This is a genomic window from Gordonia marina, from assembly GCF_052036135.1.
Taxonomy (GTDB): domain Bacteria; phylum Actinomycetota; class Actinomycetes; order Mycobacteriales; family Mycobacteriaceae; genus Gordonia.
Genome location: NZ_JBPSDN010000004.1, coordinates 153,748 through 168,897, shown reverse-complemented (window position 1 = coordinate 168,897; position 15,150 = coordinate 153,748). Strand labels below are relative to the sequence as shown.

Annotated in this window: 14 protein-coding genes; 5 read left to right on the top strand and 9 right to left on the bottom strand. The window is 70.8% G+C overall.

The genetic code is table 11. The features are described from left to right. Positions 1–13: 13 nt before the first annotated feature. The 7 genes from ACSEEN_RS03740 to ACSEEN_RS03710 are packed head-to-tail and all read right to left on the bottom strand — an operon-like array spanning position 14 to position 8,063. Positions 14–880: a glycosyltransferase family 2 protein gene (locus tag ACSEEN_RS03740; protein WP_440712340.1), complete on the bottom strand. Its 867-nt coding sequence runs from the start codon at positions 878–880 to the stop codon at positions 14–16. 29 nt (positions 881–909) lie between these two features. Beyond that, entirely contained in the window at positions 910–2,118 is a 1,209-nt protein-coding gene (locus tag ACSEEN_RS03735; protein WP_440712339.1) for a glycosyltransferase, read from the bottom strand. Between the two features lie 3 nt (positions 2,119–2,121). After that, positions 2,122–3,453: a cation:proton antiporter gene (locus ACSEEN_RS03730; protein ID WP_440712338.1), complete on the bottom strand. Its 1,332-nt coding sequence runs from the start codon at positions 3,451–3,453 to the stop codon at positions 2,122–2,124. Positions 3,454–3,465: 12 nt separating this feature from the next. Next, complete coding sequence (locus tag ACSEEN_RS03725) at positions 3,466–5,178, bottom strand: flavin-containing monooxygenase (RefSeq protein WP_440712337.1); 1,713 nt, start codon at positions 5,176–5,178, stop codon at positions 3,466–3,468. Positions 5,179–5,206: 28 nt separating this feature from the next. Next, the gene (locus ACSEEN_RS03720) at positions 5,207–6,190 is read right to left on the bottom strand and encodes a glycosyltransferase family 2 protein (RefSeq protein WP_440712336.1); all 984 of its coding nucleotides are present in this window, start codon (positions 6,188–6,190) and stop codon (positions 5,207–5,209) included. Continuing rightward, positions 6,187–7,314 (bottom strand): LLM class flavin-dependent oxidoreductase, encoded by a 1,128-nt coding sequence (locus tag ACSEEN_RS03715; protein WP_440712335.1) that lies wholly within the window; start codon positions 7,312–7,314, stop codon positions 6,187–6,189. The genes ACSEEN_RS03720 and ACSEEN_RS03715 overlap by 4 nt, the downstream gene beginning before the upstream one ends. Continuing rightward, positions 7,311–8,063, bottom strand: coding sequence for a glycosyltransferase family 2 protein (locus ACSEEN_RS03710; RefSeq protein ID WP_440712363.1), 753 nt, complete (start codon positions 8,061–8,063; stop codon positions 7,311–7,313). Before ACSEEN_RS03710 ends, ACSEEN_RS03715 begins: the two co-directional genes overlap by 4 nt. A gap of 151 nt (positions 8,064–8,214) precedes the next feature. Between ACSEEN_RS03710 and ACSEEN_RS03705 the strand changes: the two genes are divergently transcribed. After that, the gene (locus tag ACSEEN_RS03705; RefSeq protein WP_440712334.1) at positions 8,215–9,432 is read left to right on the top strand and encodes a 4-hydroxybenzoate 3-monooxygenase; all 1,218 of its coding nucleotides are present in this window, start codon (positions 8,215–8,217) and stop codon (positions 9,430–9,432) included. On the opposite strand, the gene ACSEEN_RS03700 is transcribed toward ACSEEN_RS03705, so the two are convergent. After that, positions 9,390–10,211 carry an arylamine N-acetyltransferase family protein gene (locus tag ACSEEN_RS03700; RefSeq protein ID WP_440712333.1) on the bottom strand — a complete coding sequence of 274 codons (822 nt, stop codon included), beginning with the start codon at positions 10,209–10,211 and terminating at the stop codon, positions 9,390–9,392. The genes ACSEEN_RS03705 and ACSEEN_RS03700 overlap by 43 nt on opposite strands. Before the next feature lie 47 nt (positions 10,212–10,258). Between ACSEEN_RS03700 and ACSEEN_RS03695 the strand changes: the two genes are divergently transcribed. Then, entirely contained in the window at positions 10,259–11,077 is an 819-nt protein-coding gene (locus tag ACSEEN_RS03695) for a 2-amino-3,7-dideoxy-D-threo-hept-6-ulosonate synthase (RefSeq protein ID WP_440712332.1), read from the top strand. A gap of 215 nt (positions 11,078–11,292) precedes the next feature. Here the strand turns inward: ACSEEN_RS03695 and ACSEEN_RS03690 are convergent, their stop codons facing one another. Next, a complete protein-coding gene (locus ACSEEN_RS03690; RefSeq protein ID WP_440712331.1) occupies positions 11,293–12,255 on the bottom strand; it encodes an endonuclease/exonuclease/phosphatase family protein in 963 nt (320 codons plus the stop codon). A gap of 95 nt (positions 12,256–12,350) precedes the next feature. Between ACSEEN_RS03690 and ACSEEN_RS03685 the strand changes: the two genes are divergently transcribed. The 3 genes from ACSEEN_RS03685 (at position 12,351) to ACSEEN_RS03675 (ending at position 15,141) form a co-directional block, all read left to right on the top strand. Then, complete coding sequence (locus ACSEEN_RS03685) at positions 12,351–13,895, top strand: acyl-CoA synthetase (protein WP_440712330.1); 1,545 nt, start codon at positions 12,351–12,353, stop codon at positions 13,893–13,895. Positions 13,896–13,966: 71 nt separating this feature from the next. Then, the gene (locus ACSEEN_RS03680; RefSeq protein WP_440712329.1) at positions 13,967–14,551 is read left to right on the top strand and encodes a hypothetical protein; all 585 of its coding nucleotides are present in this window, start codon (positions 13,967–13,969) and stop codon (positions 14,549–14,551) included. Continuing rightward, positions 14,548–15,141: a class F sortase gene (locus tag ACSEEN_RS03675; RefSeq protein ID WP_440712328.1), complete on the top strand. Its 594-nt coding sequence runs from the start codon at positions 14,548–14,550 to the stop codon at positions 15,139–15,141. Before ACSEEN_RS03680 ends, ACSEEN_RS03675 begins: the two co-directional genes overlap by 4 nt. Positions 15,142–15,150: the final 9 nt, after the last annotated feature.

Sequence of the window (15,150 nt, the reverse complement as noted above, 5' to 3'; positions counted from 1 at the left end):
GTGGCGCGCCCGCTCAGCGGCGGGCCGCGGCCTCGATCACCTTCCGCCCGGTGAAGCGGGCGGTCTGCACGCCCGGCCGACGCCGCACCACGCGGGCCGCGGCCCTTACGGCCAGCCAACCCGACGCCGCGCGGGCGCGGACATCGCCGCCGCGATCGGGCCACAGCAGCGCGCGCAGGTCGTCGTCGGCGACCGGCGCCGCGCCCGCCGCGTCGGCGAAACGCCGGGCGATCCGCAGATGCGCCCGATGCTGGGCCTCGGCGTGACGGGCACTGACCTGCGTCGCATGGACGCGGTAGTGATAGCCGACGATCGGCAGATTGCCGAGCCGCCCGTGGCCGGCGAGCCGGGTGATGAACTCGTAGTCCTCGGCGTGCGCGAAGTCCGGGTCGAAGCGCAGGTTCGCGTCTTCGATCACCGACCGGCGGGCCACCAGCGATGCCCCGCAGTGGCAGCTGCCCATCAGCAATCGCTGACGGCAGGCCCGGTCGGAGCGCGGCATCCGCACCCGGCCGGTCATCGCTTCGAACAGCGTGTAGTCGGTCCCGCACGCGACCGCGTCGTCGTGCGCGCGCAGCCACGCCAGCTGCCGCGCGATCCGGCCGGGAACGGACAGGTCGTCGGCGTCCATGCGGGCGATGAACTCGCCGGTCGCCGCGTCGAGGCCGGTGTTCAGGGCGGCGACCAGGCCGGCGTTGTCCTGCCGGATCACCCGGATCCTCCGGTCGCCGGCGGCGGCGACCAGCTCGCCGCCGCCGTCGGTCGAGCCGTCGTCGATCACCAGCAGCTCGAGCCCGTCGATCGGCTCGGCGAGGATCGACTCGGCGGCGTCGACGATGGTGTCGGCGGCGTTGTAGGCGGGCATGATCACCGTGACCACGGGCCGATCGCCCGGTGCGGACCGGTCCACTAGGGCAGCCCCCTTCGGTCGAGGCCGAGCCGGGCGAACAGTGTCTCCCACTGCCGCACGACGTCGCTCGGCGACCGGTCGGCCAGGAACCGCCGGCCGTGCTCACCCATCGCCCGGCGACGCTCGGGATCGGCCATCAACGACGCCAGCGCGTCGGCGAGATCGCCGGGGTCCCCGGAGGCGGCGATCACGCCCGCGGCGCCGCCGTCCGCCAGTTCGACGACGCCCGGCGCGCACGGTGTGGAGACGAACGGGACACCGGCGGACATGGATTCGGTGAGGACCACCGGGAGGCCCTCGTCGATCGACGACAGCGCGAACACGTCCGCCGCGGCGTACAGCCCCGCCACGTCGTGCACGGCCGGTTCGACGGTGACCGAATCGCCGACCCCGGCGCACGTGATCGCCTCGCCGATCTCCGCGCGCAGCGGCCCCGATCCGACGATGCGTAATCGCCACCCCGAGCGTTCGGCGCCGATCCGGCTCCACGCTTCGACGAGCGCCGGGAACGCCTTCTCCTCGACGAATCGTCCGACCGCGACCACGGTGTGCGCGGCCGTGGGGGGACGGAACCCGTTCGGGTCCGCCGGTACGGTGACGGCGACCGGATTGGTGACGACGTGCACGCGCGGTACCCCGGCCCGCCGGAACCGCGCGGCGTCGATCTCGGTGAGTACGCAGAACGCGGCGAGCGAGGGCGCGTGCCGCTGGATGCGCGCGAGGTCGCCGCTGCGCTCGGCCGCGCCGAAGCTGGAGTGATACTGGCCGATGGTCCGCGCACCGATCCCGGCCGAGACCGCGTGCTCCACCAGTCGCCACTGCGTGAGAAGCCAGATCGCCGACGGGTGCGCGTCGGCCAGCGCCCGCAGCTCCGCGACAGCGCGCCGCCGCACCAGCAGGCCGCCGGTGTGGCCGCGGACGGCGAGTTTCGCCGTCTGAAGCCGGGTGGTCGGCTCGTACGGGAGTCCGCTGCGCCGGGTGGTGAGCCGGTATGCGTCGAGGACCGGCCCACCGGCGTCCATCCGGAAGGGCTCGGCCGACGGTTCGATGTCGAGGAGCGACACGGCGTGGCCGTGCTCGGCGAAGGCACGCGCCAGTGTCCGGACGACGGTCTGGACACCGCCGAGGTTCTCCAGGCAGTCCATGCCGAGGACGATCTCGGACGGACCGTCACCGGAGGGCGGACGCACGGGTTGCAAGCGGGTCACGCGTCAGGCCGCCATTTCTCGTGCGCCGGGCTCGGCGCGCGCATGGATCCGGATCTTCTCCTCGTCGGTGAGCCCGATCCGGCGCATCGACCACTTGAGCATGGGCGGTGCCATCACCGAGGTGGTCACCGCGACGATGATCACCGCCGTGTACATCGGTGCCGAGAAGATGCCCAGGCTCAGCCCGGTGGTGGCGATGATGATCTCGACCGCGCCCCGGGCGTTCAGGCCCGACCCGACAGCGGTCGCCTCCCATCGGGACAGACCGCCGACTCGAGCGCCGGCGAAGCTGCCGGCGAACGTCGCGGTGACCGCGACGACGAGCAATGCGAGTGTGCCGAGCGCGACGGTGACGTCCGCGAGAGCGGTCAGGTCCACACGCAGACCGGCATTCGCCAGGAACAGCGGCATCAGCACGGTCATGGTGACGGTGCGCAGCGGTGCGAGCAGGAACGGCGCGCGAGGTCCGATCACCAGGCCGGCCAGAAACGCCCCCAGGATCGCCTCCAGATGCAGCGCCTGGGTCAACGCCGCACATGCGAGCACGAAGACGACGCAGACCGGCACGAACAGCCCGGCGGAAGCCCCCGGCGAGGCTTCGTACCGTTGCAACAGCGGCTGCGCCAGGGGCCGCAGGAGGAACAGTGTCACCGCGAACGCCCCCAGCGTCACGACCGTGATGACGGAGATGTGACCGAGCGTCACACCGGCGGTCGCGGAGGCGGAAGCGACCGCGATCAAGATCCAGGTCATCGCATCCTTCACCGAGGCCGAAACCAGGATGATCTGGCCGACATTGCGGTGCAGTAGACCCATCTCGGTGAGGATCTGGGCGATCACGGGAAGCGCGCTCACCGAGATCGCTGCCGCGATCATCATGACGAACAGGCTTTTCGGTGAGTCGGTCCGCATCGCCTGCGGTACCCACAGGCCGAATCCGACACCGGCGAGCGCGGGAACGGCCATGCCGATCAGGCCGATCGACGCGACTGCTCTGCGCCTTCTTCGCACGAATCCCAGGTCGAGCTCGGTACCGGCGAGGGCCACGAGCAGGATCACGCCGATCTGCCCTACGGCATCGCACAGATGCTGGCGCGCCGGATCACTCGGGATCACCAGGTGCTCGAGCCACGGCCAGACCAGGCCGAGTACAGAGGGGCCGAGCAGAACGCCGGTGAGCATCTCTCCGACGACCTTCGGCATGCCGAGACGCCGCATGGCCTGTCCCAGCAGTACCGCGACACCGAGCAGCACCGCGATCTGGGTGAGGAGACAGACCACGTCGGTGGGCTTCAGGAAGGGCGCCGCCTCGGCGGCGACCGCGGAGGTCGTCATCGGCCGTCTCCGTCAGATGAGGTGTTCGGGGTGCATGTGCGAGGGCGCGAGCTGGAGCACGGTCATGTCCCAGGCGAACATCCGCCGATGACCGATCCGCTCGGAATACAGGTCCGCGAGTGCTGCTCGCTTGTCGCTGTGCGGCCCGACGACGCGGTAGCACGCCTGGTTGAAGGTCCCGAACCACATGTGCATGAACAACCGGGGATTGCGCATCATCATCCGCATCGGGATCAGGCAGCCGATCTCCTTGGCGAGGGCGTCCAGATAGAGGATGTTCGACGGGGTGGCCTCCGGGTGCCGCGGGCTCAGCGACGTCCAGTACTCCTCCCACGCCTTGTCGGTCTCGATGCGCTCGGGCAGGTTCTCCGGGACGGTCAGCTTCCCGTTCAGGACCCGCGCGAAGTAGCGCGACTGCATCTCCGCGCAGAGCGGGACCGCGCCGCTGAGCGGGCGGATGAAGCCGATGAAGGCGGCGGTGCCGTCGTGGTCGGGGTGCAGGAAGTGCCGGTAGAGGTTGCGGACGTTGCCGTCTTCCACCGACAGGTCGCCGATGGCCAGCTCGGTCGCCTGGTAGCCGGTGCACAGGATCACCGTGTCGAATTCGCCGCTGGTGCCGTCGCCGAAGTACACGGTGGAGCCGTCGAAGCGATCGACCCCGGTGTCGTTCAGGGTCACCGCGCCGCTGACCAGAGCGGGGATGAAGGAGACGTTCTTGCAGAAGATCGCCTTCTGGGTCCAGCTGCCGTCCGGATGCGACGCCCGGTTCCACTGCCGGATCGCGTCGAAGTTCTCGTCGTTGTGGAGGGTGTCGATGTCGAGCTTGAGCGGATGCATCGGCTGGCCGAGCGGATTGACGGCGGGTTCGGGTTCGCGGGTCCACGGGAGGACCCGGTTCAGCCCTTCCTTGAGGACGCCGAGGGCCGTCGTCACGACGCCGAGGACCACGGCCATCGCCAGGAACGCCGTCTTGGCGATCCGGCTGTCGCCCCAGAACGTGGAGAAGGCCAGCGGGTAGTCGGTGGAGCGGCGCAGCATCTCGTGATGGTGCGACCGGACGGTGCCGTGATCGGTGGTGCGGCTCCCCTCGACGCGCGGCAGCAGGAACGCCCGCGACCGGATCGCCAGGGTGCACTCGCTCGCGACCTGCGCCACCTCGCGCACCACGTCGGCGCCGGATTCGGCGAGTCCGACGATCAGCACCCGCTTGTCGCGGAACGGTTCGGCGTTGCGGTAGCCGGCCGAGTGGACCACCTCGCCGGAGAAGTCCGCGATCCCGGGGATGCCGGTGTTCGGCGTCTTGAACGGCCCGGAGCACACCGCGACCGCGCCGAACTCCTCCTCGGTCTCGACGCCGTCGCGCCGGACGGTGACGGTCCAGCCGCCGCCGTGGCGGGTCAGGCCGGTCACCTCGGTGCCGAACCGGATGTGGTCGGCGAGGTCGTACCGGCGCGCGTAGCTGCGCAGGTACTCCCAGTACTGGGCCCGCGTGTAGAACACGCGGTCGCCCCGGTGCGGATGGTCCGAGTAGGCCATCAGCTTGATCGAGATCGTCAGGAACAGGTTGTCGCACGCCTTGGTCTTGCCCGCGTCCGCACCCTCCCGGAGCCACAGTCCGCCGAGATCGTCGTTGCGGTCGTAGCAGACCACCTCGTGCCCCTCGTCGCGCAGCTGCTTGATCGTCGTCAGTCCGGACGACCCGGCACCCACCACACAAACCCTCATCGACACTTCCCCTTCATCTCCGGCGCACTCAGCGCCGGCGCAGAACCGCCGAGTACACACCCGGCGCCGACTTCATCAACACGGCGAACACGCAGGAGCGGAACTGCCGCTCGGCCAGCAACGCAGGCAGGTCGCGGAGCGCGACGCCGTCCTGGACCCGGCGGATCGCCGTCGCGTACAGCGGTGGGCGCCGCGGACTCGCGTGATCGGCCCGCATCGCCAGATGTGCGACCGAGATCAGCACCTGCCGGTACCGGAACGCGAGATAGTCCCGATGCCAGTCCAGGCCGCTGGCGGCCACCAGTGTCCGCACCTCGTCACCCGCCGTGAACAGGTCGAACGTGGTGTCCGAGAGCGCCGTCGACAGCGACCCCTCGCGATACAGGTAGCGGTACAGCGCGCGGTCGACCATCGCGACCCGTCGTGCCCGCAGGGCGAGGCGCACGGCGGCGGCCAGATCCTCGTACGCCTGGTCTTCCGGCCACGGCCGGTCGCCGAGCAGGTCGCGGCGGAAGAGCTTGGTGCACGCGTACGCCTTGACACGCCCCCGGAGCAGTTCGCGGGCGTAGACATCGCCGTCGACGACGGGTGCGGGCGAGGCCGCCTCGTCCGTCTGCAGCACCCGTCCGCCCGGATCGACGCGGTGCGTGCGGCACACCGCGAAATCGGCGTCCGCGGCGGTCAGGGCGCCGAGCAGCGTCTCGACGAAGTCGGCGTGGGCCTGATCGTCGCTGTCGAGGAACCACACCAGATCGGTGTCCAGCGCGTCGAGCCCGGTGTTGCGGGCGCGGCCGAGGCCGCCGTTGCGGACCTGCGTGATCAGCGTGTAGTCGCGGGCGTGCTCGCGGAGCGTGTCCTCGGCGATCCGCACCGATTCGTCGCCGCCCCGATCGTCGACCAGGACGATCTGGTCCACCGGATGCGTCTGCGCCAGCACCGATTCGAGGCAGCCGCGCACGTACGGGGCGCAGCGGTACACCGGGATCACCACGCCGACGGTGGGCGTGGTCACCGTGGCGCGAGCTCGCGTGACAGCAGCGGGATCACCTGTTCGGCGAACCGTCGCGCCTCGGCGGCCAGCGGCCATCCGGACAGGATCCAGTGATCGGCGCCCACCTGCTCGGAGAGGCGTTCGATGGTGGCGGCGACGGTGCGCGGACTCCCGATGAGATAGTTGCCCGATCCCTTGCCCGCGATGTCGAACGGTGGTTCCCCCGATGTCCAGGTGGTCAGGCCGGAGGCCAGTCCCGGCGCGAACTCGAGTTCCGCGCGGCCCGGGAGGCGGCCGGCGCGCAGCGCGTCGATCCGGGCCTGCACCTGCGGGTCGTCGCTGGTGATCTCGTCGAGTCCGCCGAACCCGAACGAGCGCAGGTTGCGGTCGGCCAGCCGCGCCATCTCCACCGGATCGGTGCGGGCCAGCTGCCATTCGAAGTGCGCCCAGGCCTCGTCGTCGGTGTCCCGGACGATCACGCTGGCGAGCACCCCGCACGGCAGATCACGGCCGGCGGCCGCCGCCGCGGCGCGGGCCGCGTCGAAGGTCTTCGCGAGCGCGTCCGGCTGCGCCAGGAAGCTCAGGTAGACGTCGAGCACCTCGGCGGCGTGGGCGAGACCGGCGGGCGAGGCGCCGGTCCCCCAGATCGGGAGGCGGTGCTGGCGCGGACCCGCGATGGCGGGTTTGTACTGCGGCCCGGCCCGGAAGTAGTCGCCGTCGACGGCCGCGGTGTCGTCGCCGTACATCGCGCGCACGGTGGCCCAGTACTCGGCGGAGACCCGGTAGCGCTCGTCCTTGCCCTCGAACCGTCCGTAGCGGGCCAGCACCGGATCGGCGCCGTTGACCTGATTGATGATCAGGCGGCCGTCGGAGTAGTGATCGAAGACCTGCGCCTGCTCGGCCATCAGCGCCGGCGGCTTGACGCCCGGGTACTCCGGGATCAGGAAGCGCAGCGCTCGCGTGGCCGAGACCAGCGCGATCGGCTCGCGCGCCGTGCACAGCACGCCGTAGTAGCCGAGCCGGTCGATCTCGGCGGCCACACCGCGCAGGTGGTCCAGCGACGGCGGCACCCGGTACTCCGGCTGCCACGGCACCGTGCCGTCGGCGTGGTTGAGATACCAGAGAAAGGTCTTCTCGCGGGTCATCGCCGGGTGCTCCGATGCAGCTTGCGCTCGTGATTGATGGTGCGCAGCACCCGCATCCCGTCGCTGACCGCGTTGAGGTTGCTGCGGCCGTGGATGCGGCAACGCTCGTGGCTGCCGACCTCGCGGATCTTCTTGCCCGCGCGGATCATCCGCACGTTGATCACGGTCTCCACCTCGAAGCCGTCACCCCACTGCGGCGTCTTGGCGTGCACGTCCGGCAGGTCGAGGACCGGCAGATTGGTCCGCCAGAACGCGTTGTAGCCGTAGCAGAGATCCTGGTATTCGGCGTCGAAGATGCGGTTGACCAGCCAGTTCAGGCCGCGGTTGCCCCACCGCCGGAAGAAGGTGATGTCGTCGCTGGCACCGCCCTGAGAGAACCGGCTGCCTTTGGCGAGGTCCGCGCCGCACAGCAGGGCGTCGACGAAATCGGGGATCTCCGCCGGATCGGTGGACCCGTCGGCGTCGATCATCACGATGATGTCGGCGGTGGCGTGGGCGAAACCGCACGCCAGCGCGTTGCCCTTGCCGGACCGCGTCTGTGTCAGGACCAGGGCCTCCGGCCAGAGCGTGCGTGCCACCTCCACGGTGTCGTCGGTGGAGTGCCCGTCGACCACGATGATCTCGTCGACCTCGGGCATCCGCTCGGCGACGTAGGGCAGGTTCCGCGCCTCGTTCATCGCCGGGATGATCACCGCGACGGTGGCGAACCGGGGCTCGAAGTCGAGTAGCGCGGCGGCGTGGTCGTCCACCGGGGTGGACTCGGATTCGTCGAAGACCTCGGTCACTGGTTCTGTCCCCTTGCATTGAACATGTTCGTGTCGGATTGGAGTGCCCAGCCCCGGCTGGCGCCTCCTACCGTAGGTACATTAGGTTAGCCTGACCAAATACTTACAGAGGAGTGTGGGCACCATCACGCAGGGAATTCAGCGCAGCCGCACGCAGGTCGCGATCGTCGGAGCGGGGCCGGCGGGCCTCAGCCTGGCGCACATGCTCGCCCGGCAGGGCATCGACGCCGTCGTCCTCGAACGGCACGACGAGTCGTACGTGCGGTCGCGGGTGCGCGCCGGAGTGCTCGAGCAGACCACCGTCGACCTGCTCGACGATCTCGGACTGGCCGATCGGCTGCACCGGGAAGCATTGCGGCACAACGGCTTCTACCTGCGCTTCGACGGCCAGACCCACCAGCTCGACTTCCACGCCGACACCGGCCGCAACGCCTGGGTGTACGGGCAGGCCGAAGTGGTCGCCGACCTGATCGACGGCCTGGCCGCGCGGGACGCGCCGGTGCGATTCGGCGCGGCCGACGTCGCCGTCCACGACATCGACACCGACCGGCCGTCCGTCACCTACACCGGTGCCGACGGAACACGGCACCTGGTCGAGGCGGATTTCATCGCCGGTTGCGACGGCTTCCACGGCGCCTGCCGCGCGGCCGTCGCCGATCGCATCCGGACCGCCGAGCGCGCCTGGCCGTTCGCCTGGCTCGGCATTCTGGCCCACAGCACGCCGGTGGCCGAGGAAGGCACGTATTCGGTGCACCCGGACGGTCTCGCGGTGCACAGCATGCGCGGTCCGCGGTTGTCGCGTCAGTATCTCCAGGTCCCGGCCGGCACCGACCCGGCCGCCTGGTCCGACGCCGAGATCTGGGCGGAACTGCGCCGCCGCGGCGCGGCCGACGACGCCCCGGAGATCGAGTCCGGGGAGATCATCGAACGCAGCCTCGCCCTCCTGCGCAGCCTGGTCTCCGAGCCGATGCGCGTCGGTTCGCTGTTCCTGCTGGGCGATGCCGCGCACATCGTGCCGCCGACCGGGGCCAAGGGGCTCAACCTCGCGGTCTCCGACGCGTGCGTCCTCTCGCACGCGCTGGGCGGCTTCTACGCCGAACGGCGCACCGACCTGCTCGACGCGTACTCGGACACCGCACTGCCGCGCATCTGGCAGGCGCAGGCGTTCTCCTGGAACATGACCTCGATGCTGCACCGCACCGACGGTGATGGATTCGACTGGCCGCTGCGCCGGGCCCGGTTGCAGCGGATCGTCGATTCGGACGATGATCGCCGGGCGATCGGACATGTCTACCTCGGACTTCCGTTCCCGACGCGCTGGCGGTACGCGTGATCGACCACGTAGCTGGTGTCCGGCGCGACGGCATCGGGCATGCCGAACCTGCTGGTCAACAGTGCTTCGGCGGCGTCGCGGGTCAACGCCCGCTCGGTCCGCCGCGGTCCGCGCGCCTCGATGAGGCGGTAGGCGATCGGGCCGGCCGGGCGATCGGGGCGCCCGGTGAGCGTGTCCCGCCCGCCGGGGCCGACCGGACGGGTGCAGATCACCGAGCCGGTGAACCGCGAATGCGGCGAACTGCTGTGCCAGCGCGCCATCTCGGCGAAGTCGTCCAGGTTCCGGTCGATCGGGTCGAGCCGGTACGACGCCCCGCCGAGCCGCACGAGGAGATCGGCGGGGTCGCTCGGATCGATCGGCCGGGTCACCGCCTCCCCGCCGAAACCGACGTCGACCAGCAGCCGGCGGTCCGGCGTGGGTGCGGCGACCACGGCCATGTGCCCGCGGGCCGGTCCCTCGCCCGCGCCGGAATCGACCCGCGCGCCCCACAGGGTCACCGGTACGCCGAGGGCGTCGAGCGCGAGCGCCAGCAGCCCGTTGAGCTGGTAGCAGATGCCGCCGCGGCGGCCGTCGATCAGCCGGGCGATCAGCGCGCCGGGCGCGACCCCGACGCATTCGCCGCGATGGATGTCGAGGTTCTCGAAGGCGATCGTGGCGTGCTGGGCCGCGGCGCACATCCGGATCAGCGCGACCGGATCGGACACGGCCGCCACCTGCGGCGACAGCCCGATGCGTGCCAGGTACGCGCTCGTCGGGAAGGTCACATCGCGCTCAGCCATACCAGTAGGATAGGCTACCCTCACATTCTTGAAGAAGGACCCCTCAGATGATCGAGAACGCCACCGCCCGTCCGGCGATCCTGGACGGCAAGCAGGTGCGGATGCACCGTATCTTCTCCGCGTCCAGCGGGCGCGCGCTGATCGTGCCGATGGACCATTCGGTCACCATCGGGCCGCTGGGCGACCACGCCCACGCCGACCGGCTGGCCGCGGTCCTGGGTGACGCCGGCGCCGACGCCATCGTCGTCCACAAGGGCCGGGCCCGGCACATCGACCCGGCGCATCTGCGGTCTCTCCGCCTCATCGTGCACTTGTCCGCGGGTACCGCCCTGTCGGTGGACACCACCGGAAAGGTGCTGGTCGGGTCCGTCGAGGAGAGCCTGGTGCTCGGCGCGGACGCGGTGAGCGTGCACGTCAACATCGGTTCCCCCACCGAGGCGCAGCAGCTCGCCGACTTCGGGGCCGTCGCCGCCGAGTGCGGGCGGCTCGGCATGCCGCTGCTGGCGATGATGTATCACCGCGGCCTCGTCGACGCGCCGGAGCCGCCGTCGGTGACGACGCTGTCGCATCTCGCGGCGATCGCGACGGATCTGGGCGCCGACATGGTCAAGCTCGACTACGCCGGCGACCCGGCCTCGATGGACGCCGTCGCCGCCACCTGCCCGCTGCCCATCGTGGTCGCCGGGGGTGCCGCGACCAACGACGACCACGCCGTCGACCTGGGCTCGGAGATCGCCGAGTCCCGGGTGGCGGGGCTGAGCTTCGGCCGCCAGATCTTCCACGCCGCCGACCCGGCCCGCGTCGCGGGCGCCCTCGCCCGCCGCCTGCACCACCGCACCGGCTCCCGCGCCCTCACCCCCGCCTGACCGCCCATGATGGTCGAGCGGAGTCGAGACCTCCGCCCAGTCCGGGTGATCTCGACTCCGCTCGATCGTCCTGTACTCCGCTCGATCGTCACACGCGGGCGCGCACCCCATGATGGTCGAGCGAAGTCGAGACCTCCGCCCAGTCCGAGTGATCTCGGACTCCGCTCGATCGTCGAGCGCTCCGCTCGATCGTCATGCCGGGGAGCAGCGCCGTCTCAGAGCCGGATTCTGCTCAGCACCGCGTAGTGGTCCGATCCCGGCAGCCGGACCCGCTCGAACGACACCGGCTCCGGTCCCCCGCGCGTCGCGATCCGGTCGAGCGCGAGCACCGGCGGGATCAGCGTGCGGTTCGCCGGATAGGTCGCGACGATCCCGGCGCCCGTGTGCTCGGCGGCGTCGGTGAGCGCCGCGTCGCCGAACAGTGCGCGCAACTGCGCGTGGTCGTACGTCGAGTTGAAGTCCCCACCGATGACGGCCGGCAGCGGCTCGGCCCGCAGGGTGGCCCCGAGTGAATCCAGTTCGGCCGCCCAGTGCCACGCGGGCTCGGGCCACGGCGGTACCGGGTGCACCGCGTACAGCGCGAGTCGCCCGAAGCCCGGGACCAGCGCCTCCGCCCGGACGTTCGCCATCCGGTACGCCCGGATCCCTTCGCCCGTCAGCCGCGTCCCGTTCTCCAGCGGATAGCGGGAGAACAGCCCGGTCCCGCCGCCGCCCGAGGCGACGGGGTACACCACCGAATACGGCAGCCGGTCCGCGATGCCCGACTCCCGGATCCGGTCGAGCGCCGCATCCGTCAGCTCCGACACCGTCAAGACATCGACGTCCCGGTCCTGAACCGTCCGGGCCAGCGCGGGGACGTCGGCCCGGCCCAGATAGATGTTCGCCTGCAGCACGGTCAGCGTCGCACCGTGCCCATCCGCGTTCGCCGACCCCAGGTACAGCGGCGCTTGCGTCAGCACGGCCGCCGCGGTCACGGCGACCGCCGGAACGATCAACCGCGCGCGCCGCGAGAACAGACTCAGCGTCAGCCCGGCCGGGGCGGCGAGCATCAGATACGGCGCCACCGAACCGAGCCGGGCGACCAGATTGCTCGTGACGTCCACGTAGTGCAGCAGCACGCCGAGCACCCCGCACGCGAGCAACGCGATCACCGCGGGCGTCCGGAGTCGGGTGATCACCCCTCCATCTTAGGGTGCCCTCACGGACTGAGCCTCGGGCCGGTCTCGAAAACACTAGGCTCGGAGTCACGCGCATCCGACGATCAGGAGCCCCCGTGTACCCCGGTTCTCACCTGCCCGAGTTCGCCGACAAGCCCGCGCTGATCCGCGCCTCGACCGGTGAGACGGTGACCTACGCGGAACTGATGGACTCGTCGACGCGGATCGCCAATCACCTCCGCGACCTGGGCCTGCGCCCCGGCGACACCATCGCGATCGTCTCCGAGAACGACCTGCGCGTGTTGAGCGCCTACTGGGCGGCGGTGCGCAGCGGCATGTACGTGACCGCGATCAACTGTCACCTCACCGCGGGCGAGGTCGACGTGATCCTCGAGGACTGCGGCGCGGGCGCGCTCTTCGCCGGTGCGGGCTCGGCCGCGGCCGTCGCCGGTGCGGCCCGGCTGATCACCGATCCGGCCCGGCGGATGGCGTGGGGCGGCCCGATCCCCGGCTTCACCGACTACGACACCGTGCTCGCCGCCGCGTCGCCTGCGCCGCTCACCGACCAGCCCCGCGGCACCGACATGCTGTACTCGTCGGGTACCACCGGCCGGCCGAAGGGTATCCGTCCGCCGCTCCCGGACGGGCAGGTCGACGAGGTGCCCGACATGGTGACGGCGGTCTTCGGCCCGCTCTACGGCTTCGGCCCGGACACCGTCTACCTGTCCCCCGCGCCGGTGTATCACGCTGCGCCCCTTCGCTATTGCGCGATGGTCAACGCTCTCGGCGGCACCGTGGTGATGATGGACCGCTTCGACCCGGAAGAGGCTCTCGCGCTGATCGAGCGGTACCGCGTGACCCACAGCCAGTGGGTGCCGACCATGTTCATCCGCATGCTGAAACTGCCGGACGACATCCGCGCACGCTACGACGTGTCGAGCATGACCGTCGCCATCCACGCCGCGGCCCCGTGCCCGCCCGAGGTCAAGCGCGCGATGATCGAGTGGTGGGGGCCGGTGATCCACGAGTACTACGCCGCGACCGAGGCCGCCGGCGTCACCCTCATCGGCCCCGGCGACGCCCTGCAGCGGCCGGGCTCGGTCGGCCGGGCGGTCCTGGGGATCGTCCACATCTGCGACGACGACGGCCGCGACCTGGCGCCAGGCGAGATCGGCACCGTCTACTTCGAACGCGACAGCGTGCCGTTCGTCTATCACAACGACCCGGTGAAGACGAAGGCCGCGCAGCACCCCGATCACGAGTTCTGGGCCACCACCGGCGATCTCGGCTATCTCGACGACGAGGGCTTCCTCTATCTCACCGACCGGCGCGCGTTCACGATCGTCTCCGGCGGCGTCAACATCTACCCGCAGGAAGTCGAGAACGTGCTGGCCACGCATCCCGCCGTCTACGACGTCGGCGTCATCGGTGTGCCCGACGACGACCTCGGCGAGGTCGCGCGCGGGTACGTCCAACTCGCCGACGGCGTGGAACCGTCCGCGGAACTGGCCGCGGAGCTGCTCGCCTACGCGGGCGAACACGTCGCCGCATTCAAACTGCCGCGGTCTATCGAGTTCCTCGACGAGTTGCCGCGCACCCCCACCGGCAAACTCGTGAAGGCGACGCTGCGGACCATGGTCGCCGACCGGAATGTGGGATAGGTAACACCTGTTCGGGGGCCGGCGACATAACCGGTGTCGGGACTCCCGGGTCGGGGAGGATCGAGAACACCGTGCACCGCACCGCATTTCGTCGTCTACCGGCCTGTCTCGCCGCGGCCGCTCTGCTGGCTGGAACGGGCCTGATCACCGGGCCGGCACTCGCCGACGACAGCACCACCACCACGACGACGACGCAGACCACCGAGACCACGACCACCACCGACACCACGACACCGACCGAGACCACGCAGACCACCACACCGAGCGGCGACACCGGCACGCCCGCCACCAGCGGCTCGGCGACCGAATCGGGATCACCGACCGAAGGTCCGCCCACCTCCGCGCCGACCGACGGCATCCTGAGCATCCGGGCGATCGACGTGGCCGGTGGCACCGACGTGACCGACGTCCCGGCGCGCGTCTTCCGTCCCGATCCGGCCGACACCCGCCTGCCCGCATCGATGCTGCTCCCGTCGGGCCGGTACCGCGTCGAACTGCTGGCCGTCCCGGGCGGCTACCGGCTGCTCTCGCCGTGGCACCTGGAGGGCGTGGTGCCGCCCGGTGAGACCGGCGTCGTCGTGTTCCGGATGGAACAGACCGGTGGACCGCACGACCGCGTGCCGATCAAGTCGATCCCGTCCGGCCGCACCCGATGAGCGCCACCCTCCGGTCGCTGCTGGCCGTGCTCGCGATCCTCGCGACCGCGCTGCTGGCCGGTTGCGGCACGCAGAGCGCGGCACCGAGCAGCCAGACCGGCGCCCAGCGGTCGCTACCGCCTCCGGTGGTCACCCACACCGACGACGCCTCCGCCCCGGTCCGGATCGCCGTCGGCGGCCAGTCCGCTCCGACCCGCACGGTCGACACCGACGCCGATGGGGTCCTGCTGCCGCCCAAGGACATCCACGAACTGGGCTGGTGGATCGGCTCGGCGCGGCCGGGCTCCGGGGCCGGCACCATCGTGGTCACCGGGCACGTCGACGACGTCGACCTGGGTACCGGCTTCGCCGCCCGATTCGCCACGCTCAAGCCCGGGGACCCGATCGAGGTCGATACCGCCGATCAAGCCGTGCATCGCTACCGGGTCACCACCACCGAAGAGGTGTCCAAGGAGGGCGGTCTGCCCGTCGACCGGCTGAACCGCCTCGACGGGCCGGAGACCCTGGCCCTGGTCACCTGCGGCGGCCCGTTCGTCGGCCCGCCCCTCGGCTACCGGGACAACGTGGTGGTCTTCGCCTCCCCGGCGTGATGCCCTCGG

What these genes read in the sequence shown, in the direction of transcription:
- ACSEEN_RS03700 (WP_440712333.1), bottom strand. Translation starts at nt 10,211, where the DNA reads ATGGCTGAGCGCGATGTGACCTTCCCGACGAGCGCGTACCTGGCACGC.
- ACSEEN_RS03695 (WP_440712332.1), top strand. Translation starts at nt 10,259, where the DNA reads ATGATCGAGAACGCCACCGCCCGTCCGGCGATCCTGGACGGCAAGCAG.
- ACSEEN_RS03725 (WP_440712337.1), bottom strand. Translation starts at nt 5,178, where the DNA reads ATGAGGGTTTGTGTGGTGGGTGCCGGGTCGTCCGGACTGACGACGATC.
- ACSEEN_RS03730 (WP_440712338.1), bottom strand. Translation starts at nt 3,453, where the DNA reads ATGACGACCTCCGCGGTCGCCGCCGAGGCGGCGCCCTTCCTGAAGCCC.
- ACSEEN_RS03715 (WP_440712335.1), bottom strand. Translation starts at nt 7,314, where the DNA reads ATGACCCGCGAGAAGACCTTTCTCTGGTATCTCAACCACGCCGACGGC.
- ACSEEN_RS03675 (WP_440712328.1), top strand. Translation starts at nt 14,548, where the DNA reads ATGAGCGCCACCCTCCGGTCGCTGCTGGCCGTGCTCGCGATCCTCGCG.